The sequence below is a fragment of the Ruegeria sp. BHSA163 genome, assembly GCF_059613365.1.
Map to the genome: position 1 here is coordinate 1 of NZ_JBXWSJ010000063.1, position 23,529 is coordinate 23,529.

Here is a 23,529-nt window from a genome sequence, read left to right on the forward strand (position 1 = left end):
GGCCAGCGGTCAGACGCACCGCGCAAACAGGCCGGACACAAGACCGCTTCTGACCACACACCCCTCACAAAAATGTCTTGCTTTGCAGGAGCCATCCACACAGGACAAAGCGGCCGCTCAATGGTCGCCGGTGCAACGACCGCTTTCTTTCGAACGCAATCTTGGCCTTCTTTCCAACATAGATTGTCCAGACGGCGACTTCCCACAAAATTGTACCGTGCCTCAGCGACCCGCTACAGCGGCCTGATAAGCGTCAAGCTCAGTGATCAGCTCAGTACCTGTAGGCGCGCCGTTTCTGGCGCAAAATTCAGACCACACCGCTCCGTAGGGCAGGTCCTTGAGTTCCTCTGTCACAACAAACCGGCTTGTGAAATCCAGCGCGTCCTCCGCTGCTCGCAAGCGATCCCAGGGCTTCAGAAGCGCCTGCAGAAGCGCCTTTTGCATGTTGCGCGTGCCAATCACCCAAGCGGCCGTGCGGCTGATCGTAGCGTCGAAGAAATCAAGCCCGATATGGGTTTTGCCCAACAGGTCGCCACTGACCAGTTCATGTGCCATCGCCAGTATGTCATCGTTCAGCATGATCACATGGTCGCTGTCCCAACGCATAGGGCGCGACACGTGCAGCAGAAGCTCATCCAGAGACAGGGCCACGGCGCTCAGTTTGTCGGCGATATTCTCGGTCGGGTGGAAGTGCCCCATGTCGAGGCACAGCAGTGTGTTGTTGCGGATCGCATAGCCCATGTAGAACTCATGGCTGCCCACCGTGCAGGCCTCGACCCCGATGCCGAAAAGCTTGGATTCGACCGCATCCAGCATATCCGATTTCGCCTCGGCCAGCATGGTGTCGAGCGAGACCTCAAGCCGGGCCCGTGCCGCCATACGGTCGATGGGAAGGTCCTTGAACCCATCCGGAACCCAAATGTTGTTGATGCAGGGTGAACCAAGCTCGGCTCCCATCTGCGCCGCGATGTCCCTCGTGCGTTTCCCATGTTCGATCCAAAAGTCCCTGATGCCCTTGTCGGGGTGCGCCAACGTCAGGTTGTCGTCGGCCTTTTTATGGGCAAAGAAGGTCGGGTTGAAATCCAGCCCGATGCCGGTGTCCTTGGCCCAGTCGACCCATGGCACGAAATGTCGGTACTCGATCTCATCCCGGTCCGGGGTATCGTCTGTGTCCATGTACATCGCGTGCAGGTTCAACCGATGTGACCCGGGGATTTTTGCATAGGCAAACTCAAGATCCGCCCGCAGTTCGTCCGGGTTGCGGGCCCGGCCCGGATGGTTTCCGGTTGCCTGAATGCCCCCGCCCGAGGTGCCGGTTTGGTTTTCGAACCCGACCACGTCGTCGCCTTGCCAACAGTGAACGGAAATCGGGATGTCCCTCAGAGCCTTGATCGCAGCTTCAGTGTCGACGCCCCAGTCAGCGAATTGCGCTTTGGCGCTCTCATAGCTCATGGACCGTCTCCCTATCGCGTGAAGGCCTGAACGTTGCCCGCATCAACGTTCAGAATGTTGCCCGTGGATTTGGCCGAGGTCTCGGCGGCGAAGAAATAACAGGCCTCGGCGATATCTTCCGGAAGGACTGAGCGTTTCAGCATGGATCGGTTGCGGTACATCTCTTCCAGCCCCTCCTTGTCCGTGCCGTAGGTCGAAGCCCGCTGATCCAGCCAATCGCCTTCCCAGATCTTGGAACCCCGCAACACCGCATCCGGGTTCACAACGTTGACCCTGATCCCGGCCTCAGCACCTTCCAGCGCAAGGCAACGGGCCAAGTGGATTTCCGAGGCCTTCGCCGTGCAATATGCCGAGGCATTGGGCGAGGCGGCAAGCCCGTTTTTCGAGGCTACGAAAACGATAGATCCGCCCATGTCCTGCACCCGCATGATCTTGAAAGTCTCCCGGCTGACGAGGAAATACCCCGTGGACAAGATGTCCATGTTCTTGTTCCAAAGGTCGAGGGTTGTTTCCTCAACCGGGGCAGAGGATGCGATCCCGGCGTTCGAGACAAGGATGTCGATGCCGCCAAATTCGACGGATGTTTCAACCAACGCGCGGGCCACGGCATTTTCATCCGTGACGTCCATCAGGACGGCGCTCACGACGTCCTTGCCGAACTGCTGGGTCAGGACCCCTTCCGTCGCGGTGAGGCTGTCGGGATTGATGTCGGCCAGCATGACACAGGCGCCCTCGGACAGGTAACGTTCTGCCGTTGCCGACCCTATGCCACCGGCGCCGCCGGTAACCAGCGCGACGCGACCAGCCAGCGATTTTGGTTTCGGCATGCGCTGCAACTTGGCTTCTTCCAACAGCCAGTATTCAATGTCGAAAGCTTCCTGCTCCGGCAGGCCGCAGTATTCGCTGACGGCACTTGCCCCGCGCATAACATTGATCGCGTTGACGTAGAATTCGCCGGAAATGCGGGCCGTGCCCTTGTCCTTAGCAAAGGTGATCATGCCGACCCCGGGGATCAGGTAGACAACCGCGTTAGGGTCCCTAAGTGCAGGCGAGTTATCGTGTTTGCAACGGTTGTAGTAGGCCGTGTAGTCCTCACGATAGGCCGCGATTTGCGCGGGCAGGCCTTCAAGCACTGCGTCGATGTTGTTCTGGGCCGGGTCGAAGCCGACGACCAAAGGCCGGATCTTGGTGCGCAGGAAATGGTCGGGGCAGGACGTGCCAAGGGCCGCCAGCGTCTCCATCTCCTTAGAATTCACGAACTCAAGCACCGAGTCGCTGTCGTTGAAATGCCCGACCATGTGCTGGTTGCCACTGACAAAGCCACGTATCGCGGGCATCAGCCGGGCCGCAACGGCCCGCCGACCTTCCATGGCGAGGCTTTCGTGGACCGCTCCGCCAAAGGCCGGAACATCGGCGGTCTTTTTGGCCAACCACTTGGTCGCGACGTTGATCACGTCAATGGTGCAGTCGTAGCAGTCTTTCGCCATGTCAGCCCATGTGAACAATCCGTGACTTTCAAGGACAACGCCATCGGCATCCGGATTTTCAAGGCAGAACTTTTCAAGCCACAGGCCCAGTTCATACCCCGGCCGTTTCCACGGCAGCCAACCGATCCGGTCACCGAAAATTTCTTGGGTCAGCTCCTTCGAATTCTTCGACGCTGCGATCGCAATAATCGCGTCGGCGTGGACGTGATCGACATGTTTGCGCGGCACATAGGCGTGCAAGGGCGTGTCAATCGAGGCCGCGCGCGGGTTCAGTTTGAAGGTGCAGTGGGGCAGATAGCCGACCATTTCATCTTCAAACTCTACCCCGCGATAAAGCCCCTTCAGCGCGTTCAGCTTGTCCATGTAAAGCGTGGAGAAGCCGTCAAGCTTCATGGACCCGATGTCACCGCCGGAACCTTTGACCCAGAGAACCTCGACCTCTTTGCCGGAAAGTGGGTCGGTTTCCATGACCTTCGCAGAGGTATTGCCGCCGCCATAGTTCGTGACGCGCTTATCCGAACCCAGCGTGTTGGAGCGATAGAGAAGCAGTTCCGATTCGGACATGCCACCTGCCACGGCGTCATCCCAGCGGTTCTCAAGAAACTGATTTTCGATGGATTTCAATGTTCTGCCCTCCTCACGGATGCAGCGGTCGGTACTGCATCATCGCGTTTAGGCTTAGTAGAGTGCGTCGCTATGTCAATCAAAAACAATCACAAACAATCATTCTGCAATGCAGAACGATTGAAAGTGATCGAAAATGATTGACAGCTGCAACGAATCTGCGCAGCGTGGAGTGAAAGGGAGGTGGCTTTGCACGAAAAAGAACGCCATAGGATCATCATTTCAGCGGTGCAGGATCGCCCCGTCGTGACGGTTGGAGACCTGTGCACCCTGACCGGCGTGTCCGAAGCCACCATCCGACGCGACATTTCAACACTTCACATGAAACAGAAGGTACGCCGTGTAAGAGGCGGCGCTGAGGCCATAACGCCACCGCAGTTCGCAGGGCTGGCGGGCCGTCCGTTCGTCGTCAACGAAACCATGAATATCGCTGAGAAGCAGGCGATTGCCCGCGCGGCGGTTGAGATGTGTGGCGAAGGTGACAGCATCATCATAAACGGGGGCACAACGACCTTTCAGATGGTGCATCCGCTGGCCAGCCGCAGGATGCAGGTCTTTACCAATTCGTTCCCGATTGCCGAGCACCTGCTGAAGCATTCGAAGAACACGATCATGTTGTCAGGCGGCGCGATCTACCGGGAACAGAACATAATCCTGTCGCCCTTTGATAACGACGTGACCCGCAACTTCTATGCAAAGCGCATGTTCATGGGAGCGCAGGGGCTGGGACCCATCGGTCTGATGGAGGCCGATCCCCTTCTGATCCAGGCAGAACAGAAACTGATCGGACAGGCGGATGAGCTTGTCGTTCTGGTCGACAGTTCGAAATTCGCGCAGCGCTCCAGCCTAGTGCTTTGTCAGTTGGACCGGATCACGACCGTGATCACCGACGAAGGAATTCCTGACAAGGCGGCGGCCATGCTTGAGGCTGCCGATGTGAATCTGATCGTTACCCAGTCGGGCAGCGTTCAAGAAAACGAGGTGGCCTCTTGACCGCCTCTGGAACCCGAGACCCAAAGATGACTTTCTGGGAGGAACTATCATGAAACGTCGTACTTTCACATCACTTGTCGCAGGGATGAGCCTTGCCGCCAGCATGTTTGGCACCACGGCGATGGCGCAGGACAACATGCGCATCGCTCTGGTCGTAAAGGCGCTTGGTATCGGCTTCTTTGAAGCAGCCGCCGATGGCGCTGAAGAGGCCGCAGGAGAGCTAGGCAATGTCGAGATCATCTACACCGGCCCGACCGACACCACCGCGGAAGGTCAGATCGAGGTCATCAACTCCCTGATCGCGCAGGGTGTCGACGCCATCGCGATTTCGGCAAACGACCCTGATGCACTTGTGCCGGCGCTGAAACGCGCGATGGACCGCGGTATCACCGTGATTTCCTGGGACTCGGGTGTGGCTGAAGGCGGACGCCAGATGCACCTGAACCCATCCTCGACCCCGCTGATCGGCAACACGATCATCAAGCTTGCCGCGGATCACATGCCGGATGGTGGTGAAGTTGCGATCCTCTCGGCGTCGGCCACGGCAACCAACCAGAACGCCTGGATCGAGGCCGCGAAAGAGGTTCTTCCGAACTATGACGGCGTCGATCTGGTGGCCACCGTCTATGGCGACGACCTCAGTGACAAATCCTACCGTGAAGCACAGGGCCTCATGGCATCCTACCCTAACCTCAAGGCGATCATCGCGCCAACGACCGTTGGTATCCTGGCGTCCTGCCAGGCGGTGACCGACGCAGGCAAGATCGGTGAGATCAACGTGACTGGTCTGGGCCTCCCGTCCGAGATGGCAGGCTGTGTTGATAGCGGTGCAACCAAGAGCTTCGCGATCTGGAACCCGATTGACCTTGGCTACTCGGCCACCATGCTGGCGCATGCAATCGCCAACGGTGCTGAAACCGGTGCCGGTGCCGAAATCCCGATGGGCCGCATGGGCTCGGTGACGCTGGATGACACCGGCTCGGCAGCCATGGCTGATCCGTTCACCTACGACAGCTCGAACATCGAACAGTTCAAGTCGATCTTCTAATCTGAACGACGTGTCGGGGCGTGGGCGATGACCCGCGCCCCGACACTCTACTCTGCCCACATCCAGAAACACTGTCTATGAAGTTGGAATTGAGACCAGACGTGTCGAACGCCGCCGCCCCTACACCGCTTCTGAGCCTGTCCGGCGTGACCAAGACATTTCCCGGCGTGCGGGCCCTGTCAGATGTTTCGCTGAACCTCTACCCGGGCAAGGTCACGGCACTGGTGGGCGAAAACGGTGCTGGCAAGTCCACCGTGGTGAAGGTTCTGACGGGCATTTATCAACCCGACGAGGGAGACATCCGGATCGATGGCGAGGCTCTCAGTTTCCCGACACCGCAATCCGCCGAAACCGCTGGCGTGACCGCCATCCATCAGGAAACCGTACTTTTCGACGAACTGACGGTGGCGGAAAACATCTTTCTCGGCCATGCGCCAAAGGGGCGATTTGGCCTGATCGACAAACCCGCCATGGCGACCCGCGCGCGAGAGATTCTGGATGAAATCGGGGCCAAGATTGATCCGGGCGCTACGCTCAAGGACCTAGGAACCGCGAACAAGCACCTGGTTGCCATTTCCCGGGCGCTGTCCATCGACGCGCGCGTTGTGATCATGGACGAACCGACAGCAGCCCTCAGCCAGAAGGAAATCGAAGAGCTTTACGAACTTGTCGAAAGCCTGAAGGCGCAAGGCAAGGCGATCCTCTTCATCAGCCACAAGTTTGACGAGATCTTCCGCATCGCCGATTTCTACACCGTCTATCGCGACGGCCAGATGGTCGGCGAAGGGGCGATTGTAGATGTCAGTGAGCCGGAACTGGTCAAGCTTATGGTGGGCCGCGACGTAAGCCAGATTTTCCCCGAACGCGACCACAACGTCGGCCACGATATCCTCGAAGTCGCGGGGTACGACCACCCGACCGAATTCGCGGACATCGGTTTCACGCTCAGGCGCGGCGAAATCCTCGGGTTCTACGGGCTGGTCGGCGCAGGTCGGTCCGAATTCATGCAGGCCCTTTTCGGGATCACCCGCCCCTCGGGCGGAACCGTGAGGATCGACGGGGCACCGGTTTCGATTGCATCGCCCGCCGACGCGGTTGCAAGTGGCATCGTCTATGTCCCGGAGGACCGGGGCAAACAAGGCACAATCGGCGCGCTGCCGATTTTTCAGAACGTGACGCTACCGTCACTCGCTCGCACCTCGCGCAAGGGGTTCATCAAGCTGGCCGAGGAATTCAAGCTGGCACGGGAGTATACCGAACGTCTCGACCTGCGCGCCGCTTCGCTGGACACCGATGTCGGCAACCTGTCGGGTGGCAACCAGCAGAAGGTCGTGATCGCCAAATGGCTCGCCACTCAGCCCAAGGTCATCATCCTGGACGAACCCACCAAGGGCATCGACATCGGGTCCAAGGCCGCCGTGCATGAATTCATGGCGGAGCTTGCCGCGCAAGGGCTCGCCGTCATCATGGTCAGTTCCGAAATCCCCGAGATCGTGGGCATGTCGGATCGAGTGATCGTCATGCGTGAGGGGCGCATCGTGGCGGAACTGACCCGTGACCAGATCACGCCCGAAACGCTTGTCAGCCACGCCGCAGGAATCAGGGAGGCCGCGCAATGAAACGTATCCTCGCCTCCCGCGAACTTTTGCTGCTGGTCGCCATCGTATTGGTGCTTGGCATCATCTCAAGCCGCTTCCCGGCGTTCATCACGCTGTCGAACCTGGCTTCCGTCTTCAACGACACCTCGCCGCTTATCCTGCTAGCCATCGGCCAGATGATCGTGATCTTGACAAAGTGCATCGACCTCTCGGTCGCCGCCAACATCGCGCTGACCGGCATGGTCGTGTCCCTGATCAATATCTCGGCACCCGGTCTGCCGATTATCGTAACGCTGGTCGTGGCCACCGGGTTCGGGGCGTGCCTTGGAATGTTCAACGGTATCCTTGTGTGGAAACTGTACATCCCGCCTATCGTGGTGACGCTTGGCACCATGACCATCTTCCGGGGAACCATCTTCCTTCTGACCGAGGGCAAATGGGTCAACAGCCACGAGATGAGCGACTCTTTCAAGGCATTCCCGCGCACCGAGCTTCTTGGTCTTCCGGTGCTAAGCTGGTTTGCCATCGCGGCAGTGATCCTGTTCACCATCGTCATGACCCGCACCACCCTGGGCCGCGCCTTCTACGCTGCCGGGGGCAACCCCCATGCGGCGACCTATGCCGGGATCAACGTGGGCCGGACTCAGTTCTGGGCCTTCACGATCTCTGGCGCGCTGGCCGGTCTGACCGGCTACCTCTGGGTCTCTCGCTTCGCGGTTGCTTATGTCGATGTTGCCGGGGGGTTTGAATTGACCGTCGTGGCGGCCTGCGTCATCGGCGGCGTGTCGATCATGGGTGGCATCGGCTCGGTCCTCGGCGCGCTGCTGGGCGCGCTGTTCCTCGGCATCATTGCCAATGCCCTGCCGGTCGTGAACATCTCTCCCTTCTGGCAAATGGCCATCTCGGGCGGCGCGATCATCATCGCGGTTGTTCTGAACGCCCAGGCCAACCGGACGAAGGGCCGCATCATCCTTAAACGCGCGGAGCACGCGACATGACCACGACGACACGCTCGATCCCCGATCGCCTGCGCTCGCCGCTGGAGCGGAACCTTAAAAGCTGGGAAAGTCTGCTGATGCTGGTCGCAATCGGCATCTTCATCGCCAACAGCTTCGCCTCACCTTATTTCCTGAACGCCTGGAACCTCTCCGACGCGACCTTCAACTTCACCGAAAAGGCGATGATCGCCTTTGCCATGGCCCTGCTTATCATCTCTGGCGAAATCGACCTCAGCGTCGCCGCGATCATCGCACTGGCCTCGACAGCCATGGGCGCCGCCGTGCAGGCGGGTGTCGGGACAGAGGGGCTGGTCCTGATTGGTCTGGCCGTCGGTCTGTCCTGTGGGGCGGTCAACGGTTTCCTCGTCACCGGCCTTGGCCTGCCATCCATCGTCGTCACCATCGGCACGATGAGCCTTTTTCGCGGGATCAGTTTCATCGTGTTGGGCGATCAGGTTTACAAGGGCTATCCAGCCGATTTCGCCTTCTTCGGTCAGGGCTATGTCTGGTGGGTGATTTCGTTCGAATTCGTCCTCTTCGCCATCATTGCGGTGATCTACGCGGTCATCCTGCACATGACCAATTTCGGCCGCGCGGTCTATGCCATCGGAAACAATGCCACCGGGGCGCTGTTTTCGGGCATTCGGGTGGGCCGGGTGAAGTTCACCCTTTTCCTGCTGACGGGCCTGATGTCCGGGGTCGCCGCCGTCTGCCTGACATCCCGCCTCGGCTCGACCCGACCCTCGATCGCCTTCGGGTGGGAACTTGAGATCGTGACCATGGTCGTCCTTGGCGGGGTCAACATCCTCGGCGGCTCCGGCTCCATCCCCGGCGTTGTGATCGCGGCCTTTGTTATGGGGCTTGTGACTTTCGGACTTGGCTTGCTGAACGTACCCGGTATCGTGATGTCGATTGTTATCGGGGCGCTACTGATCTCGGTCATCGCGCTGCCCCGGCTCTGGTCGATGTGGAGGGGCTGACATGGAAAAATACGCCTTCAAGATGAAGCTCAACCCGGGCTGCAAGGATGAATACGAAAAGCGCCACGATGAGATCTGGCCAGAGCTTTCCACGCTGCTGAAAGACGCAGGCGTGTCCGACTATTCGATCCATCTGGACGAAGAAACGAACATTCTTTTTGGCGTCCTCTGGCGCACCGACGACCACAAAATGGATGCCTTGCCCGGCCACGAGATCATGCAGCGATGGTGGGCGCATATGGCGGACATCATGGAAACCAAGCCCGACAACGAGCCCGTGGCGGTGCCGCTGACGCCCGTCTTCCACATGCCATGACGCCCCGGCACGTCGCCGTCATCGACATTGGCAAGACCAACGCCAAGCTTGTGCTGGTCGATGCGACTGATATGTCCGAAGTGGAGGTGCTGACCCGGCCTAACATGGTTCTCGCCGCTCCACCCTATCCGCACTTCGATGTTGAGGCGATCTGGCGCTTCCTTCTGGACGGGTTGGAGCAGTTTCAGAAGGAGCACGGCGTAGATGCCATTTCCATCACGACCCACGGGGCGTCTTGCGCCCTGATCGCGCCAAACGGCGCGCTTGCTACCCCGATCCTCGACTATGAGCACACAGGCCCTGAAGATCTGGCCGCGGCCTACGACGCCATACGCCCACCCTTTGAGGAAACCGGATCGCCAAGGTTGCCGATGGGTTTGAACCTGGGCGCGCAGTTGCATTGGCAATTTGAGCAGGACCCCGCGCTTCGCGAACGCACCGCCACCATTCTCACCTATCCCCAGTACTGGGGGCTTCGCCTGACAGGCGTGCCGGCCAGCGACGTGTCGTCCCTTGGTTGTCACACGGATCTGTGGAATCCGTCCAAGGCGCATTATTCTTCGTTGGTCGAACGGTTGGGCATATCTGAAATAATGGCGCCCGCGCGCAAATCTGCGGAGGTTCTCGGACCCGTGTTGCCGCAGGTCGCATCGCAAACCGGCCTGCGCTTTGACACGCCGGTGCACTGCGGCATCCACGATTCAAACGCATCACTTTTGCCTCATATACTGACCCGAACCGGGCCGTTTTCCGTCGTTTCGACCGGTACATGGGTCATTGCCATGACCATCGGCGGCGAAGAAGTAACCCTGGACCCTTCGCGTGACGCGCTTTTTAACGTCAACGCACTGGGTGCCCCGGTACCCTCCGCCCGTTTCATGGGGGGACGCGAGTTCGAGTTGGCGGTGAACGGTCAAACCACCGAATGTGCCGAGCAATTCCTTGACTTGGTCGCGAAAGACGGCCCCATGCTCTTGCCCGCAATGGTCTCGGACAGCGGACCGTTTCAGGGACAAGAACATAGCTGGATGGGGTCAGAGCCCTTGCCCGGAACCCAGGAACGCGCGGCGGCGGTAAGTTTTTACCTCGGGTTGATGACCGCGGAATGCCTGTCGCTGACCGGACACAAGGGCCGCATTATCGTCGAAGGTCCATTTGCCAGGAACAAAGGCTTCGTCACTATGCTCGCCGCGGCGACAAACTGCAGGGTCGACGCGACCGCCACCGCAACAGGGACGAGCCAGGGAGCCGCCCTCTTGGCGACAGGTGCACTCCCCGAGCGCGCGGCCTTCGACGTCGAAACCTATTTTCACAAAACCTACGTGAGCTACCAACGTTACGCGAACAGTTGGCACAGAGCCGCAAAAGCAGACTTGGAACGACGCCCATAGGATACCCTACTCGGCAGGAAATTAGAAGGATGCTTGCCACAGAATGGTTGCAGACCACCGATATGAAGATCGCGGCTTCGCTTGGATACACAAGCAGTTCGAACTTCACCCGAGCGTTTCGCGCTTGGACTGGCCAAACGCCAGGTGAGCTTCGAATGGCAAAAAGGGGTGATCATTGCTGATATCAACTCGAATTGACAGGGAACGCCTTGCAGTTGTTGGTTGAAGCCAATTTTGAATGAAAATTGATGCTAGCGGCACCATCGGTCATTTGGGGCAAAACCATCCAACGGTTCAGCGAAACGCGAATGCTAACAATGGGTCACAAGCCTAGCTTTGCAAAGTCGGCTTTCTGCGCATTGCCGTCCTTAGCGCGGACTGCAGCACCCGGTAACTTTGGGCTCGAAGCGGTCATTCACTGCGGGTTGGATGAATGGCTGCTTTTAATACTGTGATTAATGCAAGTGCATCGAGACGAGTGAACTCGAGTTCACTGACAAGTGCTCAAAGCGCATTAGCAGACGCAACGGCTCTTACCAAATACTGCCATTCAAGAAATTCGAATGATTGATGTCTCAAGGTCAATTTCAGCTATACGGCTTGACTAAATTTAGGTAAACTAAGCTGACCTTTACCTCTAATGAAAGCCGTTAGCTGTGACCGTACCGAATTCGCAACCGCAGCCTGAAAATACAGCAGCAAAACAGGCTTTGACTTCAAAAGCCGGAAAGTTTCCCAAGGGTAAGAGCGGAAATCCTAAGGGAAGACCCAAGGGCGCGCGCAACAAAGCGACACTGGCGGCCGAAGCAATGATGGACGGGGATGCCAAAGCTATTACGCAAAAGGCGATAGACTTGGCAAAAGCAGGTGACATGACCGCAATACGGTTGTGCCTTGAGCGCATTCTGCCACCCCGAAAGTGTCGCCCGCTCAAAGTCGTCCTGCCAAAGATAAACGGCCCTGAAGACATTTTGAAAGCCGTGAATTCTGTTCTAGGAGCAGTTGCTTCAGGTCAGATCACGACCGATGAAGCAGACGCGCTGCTGCGTTCCATTGAAGCCGCCCGAAAAGCTATCGAGACAGAACAACTTCATCTTGAATTGGATGAGCTGCAATCAAGACTGGAATTGCTCGGTGGCTGATACCCCTAAAGTCAGGATAGCAAGATATCGAGAACATCTGGCCATACCCCGCGATTTGTACCTCGCGGCGGTAGAACGTCAGGAAGCCAGAGCATTGGCAAAATGGACAGACCCGTCGAAAGACACAGAATTCAGAGAAGAACTGCAAGCGATTTGTGATCGACTATCGGCTGAAGGCGTTCCCCACATGGGGGATAGGCCAAGATTTCCTCCCGTTCGCGATCCCGATCCGGCTCTTTTCGACGGCGAAGAAGAAATCCGAAAAGACGACATGATCATCGCCACCTACCTCACTGATAACCCAGCTGAACGCAAAAAGCCGATGGCGAGGGGCTCAACTCATGACGAGTTGCTGGAGTTCTGGAAGAACAGTGCCGACGGACGCCGATTTTTCCAACAACGAGATAGCTATATTTCTGAAGTCATAATTAAAGCAAAAGCCAAAGTGCTGGGAGGCGCCTGATGCCTACCATTGCACTGGCAACTATCAAAATGTATCAATTTTGGGGCGCCAATCACTATTAAAAACTCACCATTGGACTTGAGATTTCGGCTCTGAAAGAGGCGTCGTTTCAAACCCGCTGCGATACGTCAGTGTCGCACATGTCGCCGTGTCGCACGCCGCGTTTGACCGCTGAAGACTGTAAAGCGGACATCTGACAAAATCACTCAGATGACCGCCTTGAGTCCAAAGCGGTCATATACGAAACAGGCAACATGCGCCTTTTGCTCTATAAGTTGCACAAGTTGAATTTCTTGCGCGCCGATAGACAATTTGGCATATGCTAAGCTAGGCTTCGACAGGTTTGTTTAGTGGTCAATTTAGGGGGGCAACGGAAATTCCAGGCATCTCAAAAGCCAGATCGAAAGAGACTTGAAGAACAGAAGAGAAATAATTTCCGGAATTAGCGCTTGTTTCGGCGCGGGCCTCACCACGCCTGCACTATTACCTAGCAGGGCAAATGCATCTCAGAAAACGCTGCGTATCATGCGTTGGAAGAACTTTGTTCCGGCATATGAAGCTTGGTTTAACGACGAGTTTGTAAAATCGTGGTCACAAGACAACGACACGGACGTTATTGTATCAAACGTGGGCCTTGGCGAAATCGGGCAACTTGCTGCTGAAGAAGTGAAAGCTGGCGAGGGGCACGATTTGGTACTTTTTCTGTCACCACGCCCTTCGCTGGAAGATCACACTATCGATCACAGAGATATCCATCTTGAGTGTGAAAAGCGATTTGGCAAAGCCTATGACTTCACGCGCCGAAGTGTTTTCAATCCGCGTACAGGTCGCTACCATGGCTTCGCTGAAAGTTATGCACCGACAGTTGTCACATATCGCAGTGATGTTTGGAGCGCCGTTGGAACAGTACCAGAAGACTGGGATAGTATTAGAAAGGCAGGTCGCGCCGCAAAGCTTCTTTTCGATGCGCCCGTAGGGCTCAGTTACGCCGCCGAACACAATGCAGACCATAGCTTGCGCGCACTGATGGCAGCCTTCGGATCTTTTGTTCAGAGCGAGGACGACCGTCCGGCATTGGTTTCAAAAAATACTCTTGAGGCATTGAAGTTCGGGAAGGCTCTTTATGAGGAAACGATGTCTCCGGAAGTCCTCAACTGGACTTCAGCATCCAATAACCAAGCAATGTTGTCCGGCGCTGCAAGTTTGACCATCGACACCATGTCTGTTGTGCGAGCAGCAGAAGCAAAGCGCTTGCCGGTAGAGCCCGATCTTGCGCTTTCAAAACTTCCCAGTGGACCATTTGGCGGAGGTGGTCCGGCGTTTGCTACCAATACTTATGTAATCTGGCGCTTCGCCCGCAACGTTGATGGCGCACAAAAATTTCTTCTCGACTACATCGGGTCGTTTCGGGATGGGTTGATCAAAAGTGGGTTCCAAAACATGCCGGCTTTTCCGGGTGCGGTTCCTGATCTCGACGAGCTGATACTTGCCCCTTCCGAGACAAATAGGCGGTACGATGTTCTTTCAGCCGTACCTGAGACTCTTACAAACTTCGGGTTCCCCGGCTTTTCAAATGCTGCAACCGACGAGGTGCAGAATCGCCGCATTATCCCAGACATGTTCGCGCATGTTGCAAAGGGAATTGCGACACCTCAAGAGGCAATGGGCCTGGCTGGCGCTGCCATCGAGCCGATTTTCGACAAATGGCAGGAAATGGGTAAAATATAGCCGGATCACAAAAGGTTAGGGTCATGCGGATTCGTAATAAGCTGCTTCTTGCTATTACCGTTCCCGTTGGGCTTCTCATTTTGCAGATTCTAATCGTGAATGTTTTCATTCGCGAGCTACAAAATGCGGTGAACTTCATTTCGTCTGCACATGAGACGATTGAAAACAGTCTCGCGGCTGGAGACCTAGTTTCGAACCTGCGCGATGAAGCAAAAAAGCTGCCGGTTTCATTCATGACCGACAGCTCAGTACAGGGTGATGATGTACGGCCGTTTCGATCCGCCTTTGAGCGCCTGGAAGCGCGAATGGCATCAATCCACAAGGGCGTCGCCGGTCGAAGCACAATTGGTTCGGAGACAACGGTTCAAGAAGCCTTTGACCGTTTGCACAGCGAGCTTGAAGCAACAGAACAATCGCTGTCGGTCGATGCGGTTGACATGGATACTTTACTGGAAAGAGCAGTATATCTGGATGCCGCTCTTGTTACGTTGTCCGGAGCACTAGAAGAACTCAACCGCGAATTGCGCGCGGAGTTGCAAAATGCGGTAAACCGTGAGCGCGAAATCCACAATCGCCCGATTATAGCAGGGATCGCTATTGGTGTTCTGACCGTGGTAATGCTGTTGGCTTTCACTTGGCTGGTAGTTGACCGTAATTTCGTAGCGCGGTTGAGCGATTTAAGCCGTTCGATGTTGGCCATTGCGGGCGGTGATCTGCGTGCACACGTCCCCGAAACCAAAGCAAAAGATGAAATTGCTGAGATGGCAAAAGCGCTCACGGTTTTTAGGGATACGGCGGTAGAGGTTGAGGAAAATAATCTTCGTCAGGTAGCTGAAGCGAGGCAAAGGCTCATCGATGCCATCGAAAGTATTGCGGAAGGGTTTTCATTGTATGACAGTGACGATCGTTTGGTCTTGTCCAACCGGCGATACCAGGATCTTGTCCAACCAAACACGAACGAAGTTCTAAGAACAGGTATCTTGTTTGAAGAGGTCGTTCAGGCGGCTGCGGGATCAGGGCAGATATTGGATGCAATCAATCGAGAAGAAGAGTGGAAACGCGATCGCCTCCGCCGTCACAAAAAACCGGAAGGTCCCTTTATTCAGCGCCACATGCCGGATCGGTGGATAGAGGTGACAGAGCACAAGACTAGCGACGGCGGGACCGTTGCGATTTACGCTGACGTTACGCATCAAAAACAATCGGAGTTGGCACTGCGTGAGGCAAAACGACGAGCAGAGGAAGCAACCGAGCAAGTGTCTCGGAAAAATGCAACGCTTGAAGGGTTGTCAGCGCAGTTGTCCAAGTATTTGTCACCACAGATATACTCTTCGATTTTCAGTGGGCAGCAGACAGTGGAAATAGCGAGCAAGCGCAAGAAGCTTTCTGTCTTGTTTGCAGACATTGTTGGCTTCACGGAAACCGCTGACAAACTGGAGTCCGAAGAGCTCACCAACTTATTGAATAACTACCTTACGGAAATGTCGAAGATCGCCTTGCGCAACGGAGCTACGATCGACAAATACATTGGTGACGAGATCATGATGTTTTTTGGTGATCCCGAAACCCTCGGTGTCCGTGAGGACGCCGTCGCCTGCGTGCAAACCGCGATCGAGATGCAATTACGAGGCAAAGAGCTGGAGCGTGAGTGGAGGGACTTGGGAATAGAGAAGCCTCTCAGGATGCGGATCGGCATTAATACAGGCTATTGCACTGTGGGAAACTTCGGTAGCGAGGACCGAATGGATTACACCATCATTGGCAATGAAGTTAACCTTGCCGCGAGGCTTCAGACATTGGCCGAACCAGGAAGAATCGCGATTGCGCATGAGACATTTTCTCTGGTTCGAAATCAGTTCGACGCTACGGAGGCGGAGCCAAGGGTCGTCAAAGGCTTTGAAGAACCGGTTCGGAACTACCTTGTCGATCTTCCTTCAGGCAACACGAGGTTCATTGAGACAATCCACACCATTTCCTCACAGGGGCTTCGCGTCACCTTGGAAACTCAAAAAATGTCGCCTGATGACAGGGCAGAAGCGATAAAAGAAATCAAGAATCTTCTTTCGATACTGAATGTAAATTACTGAGTGAACCGAACGAGCTTCTACGAAGCAAGCGGCCTTTAACAAATACGGCGAGGTTGGTGATCCCGCGTCCACGAAAGTGTCTTATCGTCCTCCGTTTGGCTGAAGTCTCATCAGAGTAGACAGCGCTACTCCACCCGAAATCGGCTTGAACTTTGGCGAATGATCTCGGGACGGGCTTTGAAATATATGAATAGCGATAATTTAGTCATTGACTGAGGCGATGAAAGCCCTGTGCCCGGCTCAAGACAAGTTCGTCTGATCAAAACCTCCGGGCGAAGCGATCAAGGTTCATGACGAATGAAATGAGTATGGCTGGGTCGGTCGGGCTTTAGTTTACCTTCCGAATCGAAATCGTTGTCCGGATTGAATTGGAGCAAAGGGCGATTGTCAAAATCCTCAATCAACCTGCGCTGATCACCTAAAACACACCTTAGCAGCGCCTCTAACTCTCTGCGTTGTTCCTCTCCATGATAGCCGTGAACACCATGGACGATTTCATGCTTCAGAACGGAAAACCCAAGATATCGAAGCGTATACGCCGCAGGCCAGAGAAGCATTTGGATGTCGCCTTCCTTGCCGTTGTATGAACTCTCGTAGCCGCTTGAACCAGTGGTCACGCAGAAAAGAGCCTTCCTTCCTCGAAACTGTCCAGTATCAAACCTTTGTTCTACGCTGTGAAGCGCTCCATGCGCGAAAACACGGTCAAACCAGCCTTTTAAAATTCCGGGCGGGGCGAACCACCAAATGGGAAAATGAAAGATAATTCGGTCAGCTTGACGCAATTTCCTGACCTCGTTTTCAACTTCTGAGGGCAAGCACCCGAGTTTGGCTGCTTCCTCTTGGGCCTGAAGCGGATCAAAAGATCTGTCAGGACAAAGGTGCGAGTAATGCCGCTCGCTCTCAACTGGATTGAAATTCATGGCGACAAGGTCGGAACACAAAACCGTGTCTCCTGCGTCCATGCAGGCTTTTCGCGTCGCCTCCGCCCACGCACCATTGAAGGAACGCCTGTCAGGATGCGCGAGAACGATCAAAGTCGTAACCAAGGAATACTCCCAGAGTAACAAAGTGGAATTTTATACAAGCCAATAGCACGAATGGAATTGTTCGCCGGTGACCATGCGGATTCTTCAACAAACTTTAACTGGTCGTCTCCCTGTCGTCAGCAAATCCACACAGTAGACGTTTCAAGTCGATGAGTTGAACGTTGGCACAACAGACAGAGAGGCTATTTGCTTTTTCGCATACGACTGTATTCGGACGAGCTTGTTTTTTTCGAGCCGCTTGAGGGTTTGTTGCTTGCCGCTAGGCGTGAATTTCATCCCAAACCACCCGCGCCGTGCTTGAGGATCACCGGAACTACAAGTTCTTCCTCGTCGATCAAATGGCGGGACAACAAACTCTTAAGTGCATTTGTCTCTTTGAGGAACTTACCAATCTCTCGAGTTGATTGGAGTTCGGCATTTATCACTGCATTCGCCGCTTCAACGTAACGATGCAAGATATCATCCAAAGCGTGGTGATCACGGTCAAGGATTTCGAAACCGCGTTGTATTCTGACCTCCTTCTTCGCCAATACGGGGAAGTAATGAGCGTCCTCTATATTGTGATGACCGTTTAGTTCGCCAACCAGCATTGAGCCAAGCTTTGATACATGCGCCTTGAAGACCATCGGGTCCGTTTTTTGGTCCAAATGTTTCTCGGTTTCAGTCGTCAGCATTTCCAAAAGCCGACGGAACATCATGTGGCGGTCCAGCCAAAAGCGGACGAGGCCTTCAAAGCCTGGATGTGCTTCCCAGCCTTCGCGGGGATACTCTTTAAGCAGCACTGAAAGCGCGTCCGGGAGGCCAATGCGTTGACCGAGTTGGGTCGAAAAATTATCCATCTTAACTTTCTTTTCAACACGTAAAGGAAGCCATACTTACCTGACACTATTTAGGAGTATGGGTTTCGAGCCGAGCGATCCGTAGACAGGGACTGCTGATCCCTACGCACCAGGAGCTCAATGGCGTCAGCAAGATGTTCCTTGTCGATATGGTGATCTCCCCTCGTCACCCGGATACGGTGAGCTTCGATCATCACGTCGGCGTGGCGGCAGCCTTCGGGCGGCTCAAAACGATAGGAAGCCAATTCGATCCGAAGGCCGAGAGGATCGCGGAAGTAGATTGAATCCATAAACCCACGATCAACAGGGCCGGAATGCGCGACGCCACGTGCGTCAAGTCTCGACGGAACTTGCCAGAACGTCGCCTGGCTCACGTTCAACGCAAGATGGTGAAGCGATCCGATGTCCTCGGGAACAGCGGTCGGGTTAGGCTTGCGGTCCTCATTTGTGAAGATCGTGATTAAACGACCGTCACCGGGATCGAAGTAAATGTGCCCTTCGTTCGGATTGTCGAGGTTCGGCTGATCGAAGACGAACGGCATGCCCAACACGCCTTCCCAAAAGTCGATGGAGGTTTTCCGGTCCGCTCCGATAATCGTTATGTGGTGGACGCCCTGCGTTTGGATTTTCCGCAGGTCGTTGCTCTTTTCCATTTCGTTTGCCCCCCCTATTTTGGCTTCATTCCGTTTCGGACCAATCGACCAACTTTGACTTGTAATCCGTTCTGGGCAGAGTGCCGAAAGGAACTAAAGTAATGTCGGTCGTCACCAGCAGTTCGTCACGCAGGCGCTTGCGAATGAGACTGGACAGCCCAACGTCGGCTTCTTGGTCTTTTGCCAACTCGACGACGATTGGTAATGGTGGTGCTTGCTTAACTGATTTAGTCTTTGGCCTGATCGAGATTGCTCCGCTGACCTCAACCCCGATTTTTCCGACGACGTCTCGCACAGCGGAAGGAAACACGTTGACGCCGCGCACAATCAAAAGATCATCGGTCCGTCCGATGCAACGCACTCGCGGGGTATCTCGGCCGCATGGACAAGCTCCAGTGCTTAGACGTACCCTGTCACGTGAGCGGAAGCGAAGAAGAGGTGCAGCTTGGTGCATAAGGTGGGTGTAGACCAACTCGCCCTCTGAACCGTCTTCGATGGGGATGCTGGTGCCGGATTCAGGGTCAATAAGTTCGAAGTGAACAAAACCTGCGCCGGAGAAGTGCATTCCGTTCTGATGCGTGCACTCCCCCCAAAGCGACACAGATATGTCACCGATTCCCATTGCTTCAGTCACCCGCGCACCCCAAGCATTTTCAATGCGTTGCCGCATTGCGGGTTCGCCACCCCCGGGCTCTCCGGCGACGAGAATCTTATTCACCGAGGACGTAGCAGTATCGACTCCACGCTCGAACGCCCATTCCGAAAGGTACTGCGCATAAGACGGCGTACAGCCGAGAACGGTAGGCTTTAGGAGTTGAATAGCAGTCATCAAGCGCTCGGTATTTCCAGCACCAACTGGAATGTGACAGACCCCGAGTTTAGCAAAAGCGTCCAGCGTCACGCCCGCAACGAACGGCCCGGCGTTATACGTCGTAACCATACGTTCGCCCTTGGCCAATCCGCTGGCGCCATAAGATCGAGTTGAAATTTCAACCCAATTAGCCAAATCATCAGCAGTAAGCGGGATGTAACTGGGTGTTCCTGTAGTCCCGCTGGTCGAGTACACCCGAACGATTTCCGTCATGGAGGCCGCAAGATGACGCCCAATGGGGTGATCTTCGTCTCGCGACGCACGTAGCTCGTCTTTTTCAGTGAAAGGCAACTTCGAAACGTCGTCGAGTCCCCCGGCTTCTTCGGCCGAGGCTATTCCCGCCGCGGCGAGCTTTATCTGGTAGAACTCGGAGTGTTCCCAGAGATACGCAAGCTGCTTCCGGTATGCCGCATCATTCACAGCGGCGAGTTCGTTCCAAGGCATGTCAGACAGTTTTAGCTGGCCCATTTCACGACTTGGTTGGTTTGAAGTTGACGCCCATCTCCGCGTGGTGCGCCAACGTAAATCCGATAGGCGTTTCGCTCTCCTCAGCGAGGTGAGCTAACAGACTTGCCGTGCGAGCCAGAATGGGGACCGCTTTAAGCACTGAAGGCGGAAAGTCCAAATCGAGGAGTACTGCGGGAATTGCGAAAGAGACGTTCATCGGTAAGGGCTTCGGCCAAAAGCGAGACACAGAACCTTCTATCTCACGGGCGAGCTGTGTGTATGTGCCCATGACCTTCCGTTCTTCGGCAAGGTTAAGAATGCGTTGCGCGCGAGGGTCTATTGGCTTGTGAAGGGGGTGTCCGAAGCCTGGAATGCGCCTGCCATCATCGCGCATCTCGACAATGATGTCGTCCAGCGATTCGCCATTTTTCGCGATCCGGGTGTGTGTTTCCTGAAGAAAGCGTCCTGCTATTTCGGTCGTTCCGAGAATAACCTTGCCGCAGCCCAACAGTCCAGCGGCTACTGCTCCTTGAAGGAAATCGGGGTCAGCTGCGTAAGTCATCCTGGCAGCTTGGTTGGTTGGAACCAGCCCATGCTCCGCGATCGAAACCAGCAAGACGTCAAGAAAGTAGGCCTGATCCGGTGTTGGTTTGCGCCCAGTCGTCAACAAATAAAAGTACTCGGTAAAAGTTACACTGCCCATCAATTCGTGTGCTAGGTCATGGTTTCGTACCGTGATGGTGTCGTGAGTTGCTGTCGAAATGGATGTTATTGCCTTCCCGGCTTTCCCAATCTGCATCGGAAATCTCCCTTTTCATCGCAACTTACCACAGATCAATTAGCTGAACGGGCGCAATAATGCGCCCCGCTATTGCTTCAGTCGCAAGTCGCAGCCTTTAGTCTACAGCAACGTCTGATAGGTGTGCGGCACAAAACGGAAGCCGTCGCCACGCGTTTCAACATAGCCGACAGCGGGAAACGGCATGTGATAGCCAATGAAGGGCATCCGTTCGGTGGCAAGCATGCCCAAGACTTTTCGGCGAGTTGCAGCCGCCGCTGCCTTGTCACGGTCAAAACGAACTTCCCAGTCAGGATAAGCAAGCGACCAGACATAATGGTTGGTCGTGTCCGCCGTAATTACGAGCTGCTTGCCACCGCTTTCCAGCATGTAGATCATGTGACCAGGTGAATGGCCGAAGGCCGCCATACCAGTGATACCGGAAACGACCGTGTCGCCATCTCCAATAAACGTCATCTTGTCCGCAAGCGGACGAACCTTGGCATCGAATGCTTCGTTTTCAGCGTCGGCGGTCGTGTCGTACTCGAGCTGCCCTGTGACATAGCTGGCATTTGCAAAGGTCGGGGCGCCATCCTCGCCCGTCAAACCACCAATGTGATCGCCGTGCATGTGCGTGATCACGACAATGTCGATGTCATTGGGCGCCAGGCCTGCCGCTTCAAGAGCTGCTGTTGTGCCTGCTGCATTAAGGCCAGCGTCAAACAAAACGACCTGTTCGCCAGTGTTCACAACGGTCGGCGTGAAAAAGAAATGGGTTTTGTCGGCTGGAATGAAGTTCTCTTCTGAAACAGCCTTGAACTCGTCAGAAGATACATTCATCCCAAATGTCTTTTGGGGTTCTTCGACTGTACGAGTTCCAACGAGAAGCGTCGACACTTCAAAATTACCGAGATTGAACGAATACTTACTTGCGTTCGGGGTCCTTGCTCCGTTCGCTCCGGCAAGTGCTGCACTCGGTTGAACGGTTGCCCCTGCAGCCAGTGGCAAAGCAGCGCCTGCAGCAAGGATTGTCCGTCGGGATAGTTTTGCGGTGGTGCTCATCAGGATGTCTCCAAAAAGATTGTTGGGTGGGAGCTAGATCAATGAAGTGTTCGGTCTAGACGCGCACCAGCGATGTGCGAGCATGCACAGTTCGCTGGATCGGTAAGAGCAACTGTCAATATCGTCTTTGTTGCATTATTTTATTAGCTGAGAGACTTGGTTGCGTGACTATGCACGAAGCCCTTATTTGTGTGCCTCGGCACGTTACTGCCTGTCGCAAAAAAGATAGAATTACGGTTTTGGGTCAAAAAAACTTACCTAAAGTGGCCTTGATTTTGGGTGGTCGGTTTCCTGTTCGGACCCGAATTAATGAATTAGAAAATGGTTGAAAAATCTCAATTGGCCACGGGTGGACGTAAGCTTTGCCTCAACCTCTTGAATTACGGCTGTATCATAATGCTGCCAAGAACTTCGACACCATTTGCTGTGGATCGAATTATGAGAACCTCGCCGGATCGCGTAGTCTGTCCCGTGAGGGCGGAAATATTCACCTGATGGGTGACGAGCATCAAACGACCTGAGGTTTTAGCGATCAGGTTGCGTGTCTGGGTTGTCTGGCTGTCCCGTGTCGAATAATCGCCGAAGAATGAGTTGAGGGGTGGAGCTTCACTGACAGGCCCCACATTGAGGAGCTCAGCCGTTTCGAGAGTTCGGCACCACTGGCTGCTGAGCACTGCGTCGAAACTAATGTCCCGCTCTCGCAATGCAGCGCCGATGGCTCGTGCTTGCTCCCGACCACGCTCGTCTAAGTTCCTCTGTGTCGCGCAATCACCAATTTCGAAGTTTGCCGGGTCACCCGTACCAGGAGCAAGCGCATGACGCATAATCGCGATTGCTCCAGGCTCGGAGTAAAAGTCCCAGTCATTCGAGTACGCGATACCGGGAACAAAGAGAAATAGAACTGCAATCCAACGCATGAACCAGAGGTAAAGCAGAGTTGTTGAAGGTCGAGGCCTGGCGGGTTCGACGGTTCGGATTCTTTCGTTGCCACCCACCAACTGGGTGGTATTTTAGTTGTTAGGACAAAAAACCGTATCACGCGTTAAGCGGTTTCAAAGCTGTAGAGATACGCTACCCTTTATGTATGCGTATCCTGTCCGTGCTATTCATCCTATTAGGTTTGCCTGCTCTTTCAGAAGAGGTGGAGCTTGAACTCGTTTTGCTGGCAGATGCTTCCGGATCAATAACCGAGGCGGAAATCGAGTTTCAGCGCCAAGGATACGCTGACGCAATCACCGATCCTCGCGTGCTTGCTGCAATACAGGAGTCAGCTTATGGCGCCATAGCGGTGACCTATGTTGAGTGGGCTGCGAATACCGCAATTGTTGTCGATTGGACCAAAATCGATGGAGCAAAAAGCGCACAGGTATTTGCAGAAGCATTGATAGGCCCGCCTCGGCAAGCCTATGGGCGAAATGCAATCGGGGCAGCCTTGCTCGACGCGAAGAGGCTCATAGAGCAGAACGATTTTGAAGGTTGGCGAAAAGTTATAGATTTCTCGGGTGACAGCCCGAACAGTTTTTCAG

22 protein-coding genes are annotated in these 23,529 nt (G+C 55.1%); 13 read left to right on the forward strand and 9 right to left on the reverse strand.

Features of this window, described 5'->3' with window-relative positions:
* Positions 1–222 precede the first annotated feature (222 nt).
* Together AC2FNV_RS20395 and AC2FNV_RS20400 are read right to left on the reverse strand one after the other, a co-directional pair.
* A complete protein-coding gene (locus AC2FNV_RS20395) occupies positions 223–1,452 on the reverse strand; it encodes an L-rhamnose isomerase (protein WP_170605776.1) in 1,230 nt (409 codons plus the stop codon).
* An 11-nt stretch (positions 1,453–1,463) separates the two neighbouring features.
* Positions 1,464–3,563: a bifunctional rhamnulose-1-phosphate aldolase/short-chain dehydrogenase gene (locus AC2FNV_RS20400; protein ID WP_170605778.1), complete on the reverse strand. Its 2,100-nt coding sequence runs from the start codon at positions 3,561–3,563 to the stop codon at positions 1,464–1,466.
* A 189-nt stretch (positions 3,564–3,752) separates the two neighbouring features.
* On the opposite strand from AC2FNV_RS20400, the gene AC2FNV_RS20405 reads away from it, so the two are divergent.
* From AC2FNV_RS20405 to AC2FNV_RS20460, 12 genes are all read left to right on the forward strand, one after another.
* On the forward strand, positions 3,753–4,556 hold the full coding sequence (locus tag AC2FNV_RS20405; RefSeq protein ID WP_170605780.1) for a DeoR/GlpR family DNA-binding transcription regulator: 804 nt from the start codon (positions 3,753–3,755) through the stop codon (positions 4,554–4,556).
* 49 nt (positions 4,557–4,605) lie between these two features.
* Positions 4,606–5,604, forward strand: coding sequence for a rhamnose ABC transporter substrate-binding protein (gene rhaS / locus AC2FNV_RS20410; protein ID WP_170605782.1), 999 nt, complete (start codon positions 4,606–4,608; stop codon positions 5,602–5,604).
* Positions 5,605–5,681: 77 nt separating this feature from the next.
* A complete protein-coding gene (locus AC2FNV_RS20415) occupies positions 5,682–7,223 on the forward strand; it encodes a sugar ABC transporter ATP-binding protein (protein ID WP_170605784.1) in 1,542 nt (513 codons plus the stop codon).
* Positions 7,220–8,200 (forward strand): ABC transporter permease, encoded by a 981-nt coding sequence (locus AC2FNV_RS20420; protein WP_170605786.1) that lies wholly within the window; start codon positions 7,220–7,222, stop codon positions 8,198–8,200. The genes AC2FNV_RS20415 and AC2FNV_RS20420 overlap by 4 nt, the downstream gene beginning before the upstream one ends.
* The gene (locus AC2FNV_RS20425; protein WP_170605788.1) at positions 8,197–9,180 is read left to right on the forward strand and encodes an ABC transporter permease; all 984 of its coding nucleotides are present in this window, start codon (positions 8,197–8,199) and stop codon (positions 9,178–9,180) included. Before AC2FNV_RS20420 ends, AC2FNV_RS20425 begins: the two co-directional genes overlap by 4 nt.
* 1 nt (position 9,181) lies before the next feature.
* Complete coding sequence (gene rhaM / locus AC2FNV_RS20430) at positions 9,182–9,496, forward strand: L-rhamnose mutarotase (RefSeq protein ID WP_170605790.1); 315 nt, start codon at positions 9,182–9,184, stop codon at positions 9,494–9,496.
* Positions 9,493–10,887, forward strand: a complete 1,395-nt coding sequence (locus AC2FNV_RS20435; protein ID WP_170605792.1) for an FGGY-family carbohydrate kinase — start codon at positions 9,493–9,495, stop codon at positions 10,885–10,887. The genes rhaM and AC2FNV_RS20435 overlap by 4 nt, the downstream gene beginning before the upstream one ends.
* Positions 10,845–11,069: a helix-turn-helix domain-containing protein gene (locus AC2FNV_RS20440; RefSeq protein WP_170605794.1), complete on the forward strand. Its 225-nt coding sequence runs from the start codon at positions 10,845–10,847 to the stop codon at positions 11,067–11,069. Before AC2FNV_RS20435 ends, AC2FNV_RS20440 begins: the two co-directional genes overlap by 43 nt.
* Before the next feature lie 474 nt (positions 11,070–11,543).
* Positions 11,544–12,029 (forward strand): DUF5681 domain-containing protein, encoded by a 486-nt coding sequence (locus AC2FNV_RS20445; protein WP_217362378.1) that lies wholly within the window; start codon positions 11,544–11,546, stop codon positions 12,027–12,029.
* Positions 12,022–12,492, forward strand: coding sequence for a hypothetical protein (locus AC2FNV_RS20450; RefSeq protein WP_496774299.1), 471 nt, complete (start codon positions 12,022–12,024; stop codon positions 12,490–12,492). The genes AC2FNV_RS20445 and AC2FNV_RS20450 overlap by 8 nt, the downstream gene beginning before the upstream one ends.
* 525 nt (positions 12,493–13,017) lie before the next feature.
* Positions 13,018–14,220, forward strand: a complete 1,203-nt coding sequence (locus tag AC2FNV_RS20455) for an extracellular solute-binding protein (protein ID WP_170605800.1) — start codon at positions 13,018–13,020, stop codon at positions 14,218–14,220.
* A gap of 23 nt (positions 14,221–14,243) precedes the next feature.
* Positions 14,244–16,307, forward strand: coding sequence for an adenylate/guanylate cyclase domain-containing protein (locus AC2FNV_RS20460; protein WP_170605802.1), 2,064 nt, complete (start codon positions 14,244–14,246; stop codon positions 16,305–16,307).
* Positions 16,308–16,588: 281 nt separating this feature from the next.
* Here AC2FNV_RS20460 and AC2FNV_RS20465 read toward each other — a convergent pair whose 3' ends face one another.
* The 7 genes from AC2FNV_RS20465 to AC2FNV_RS20495 all read right to left on the reverse strand — a co-directional run bounded on the left by AC2FNV_RS20465 (position 16,589) and on the right by AC2FNV_RS20495 (position 22,920).
* The gene (locus tag AC2FNV_RS20465) at positions 16,589–17,353 is read right to left on the reverse strand and encodes an NAD(P)H-dependent oxidoreductase (protein ID WP_496774302.1); all 765 of its coding nucleotides are present in this window, start codon (positions 17,351–17,353) and stop codon (positions 16,589–16,591) included.
* 272 nt (positions 17,354–17,625) lie between these two features.
* Positions 17,626–18,192, reverse strand: a complete 567-nt coding sequence (locus AC2FNV_RS20470) for a hemerythrin domain-containing protein (RefSeq protein ID WP_496774304.1) — start codon at positions 18,190–18,192, stop codon at positions 17,626–17,628.
* Between the two features lie 50 nt (positions 18,193–18,242).
* Positions 18,243–18,827, reverse strand: coding sequence for a VOC family protein (locus AC2FNV_RS20475; protein WP_496774315.1), 585 nt, complete (start codon positions 18,825–18,827; stop codon positions 18,243–18,245).
* Positions 18,828–18,870: 43 nt separating this feature from the next.
* Positions 18,871–20,184, reverse strand: a complete 1,314-nt coding sequence (locus AC2FNV_RS20480) for a phenylacetate--CoA ligase family protein (protein WP_496774306.1) — start codon at positions 20,182–20,184, stop codon at positions 18,871–18,873.
* A 1-nt stretch (position 20,185) separates the two neighbouring features.
* Positions 20,186–20,962 (reverse strand): citryl-CoA lyase, encoded by a 777-nt coding sequence (locus AC2FNV_RS20485; protein ID WP_496774307.1) that lies wholly within the window; start codon positions 20,960–20,962, stop codon positions 20,186–20,188.
* A gap of 102 nt (positions 20,963–21,064) precedes the next feature.
* A complete protein-coding gene (locus AC2FNV_RS20490; protein WP_496774309.1) occupies positions 21,065–22,003 on the reverse strand; it encodes an MBL fold metallo-hydrolase in 939 nt (312 codons plus the stop codon).
* A 380-nt stretch (positions 22,004–22,383) separates the two neighbouring features.
* Positions 22,384–22,920: a histidine phosphatase family protein gene (locus AC2FNV_RS20495; RefSeq protein WP_496774311.1), complete on the reverse strand. Its 537-nt coding sequence runs from the start codon at positions 22,918–22,920 to the stop codon at positions 22,384–22,386.
* 167 nt (positions 22,921–23,087) lie between these two features.
* Here AC2FNV_RS20495 and AC2FNV_RS20500 point away from each other — a divergent pair.
* The coding region (locus tag AC2FNV_RS20500) for a DUF1194 domain-containing protein (RefSeq protein WP_496774313.1) at positions 23,088–23,529 on the forward strand (442 nt) is incomplete at its 3' end.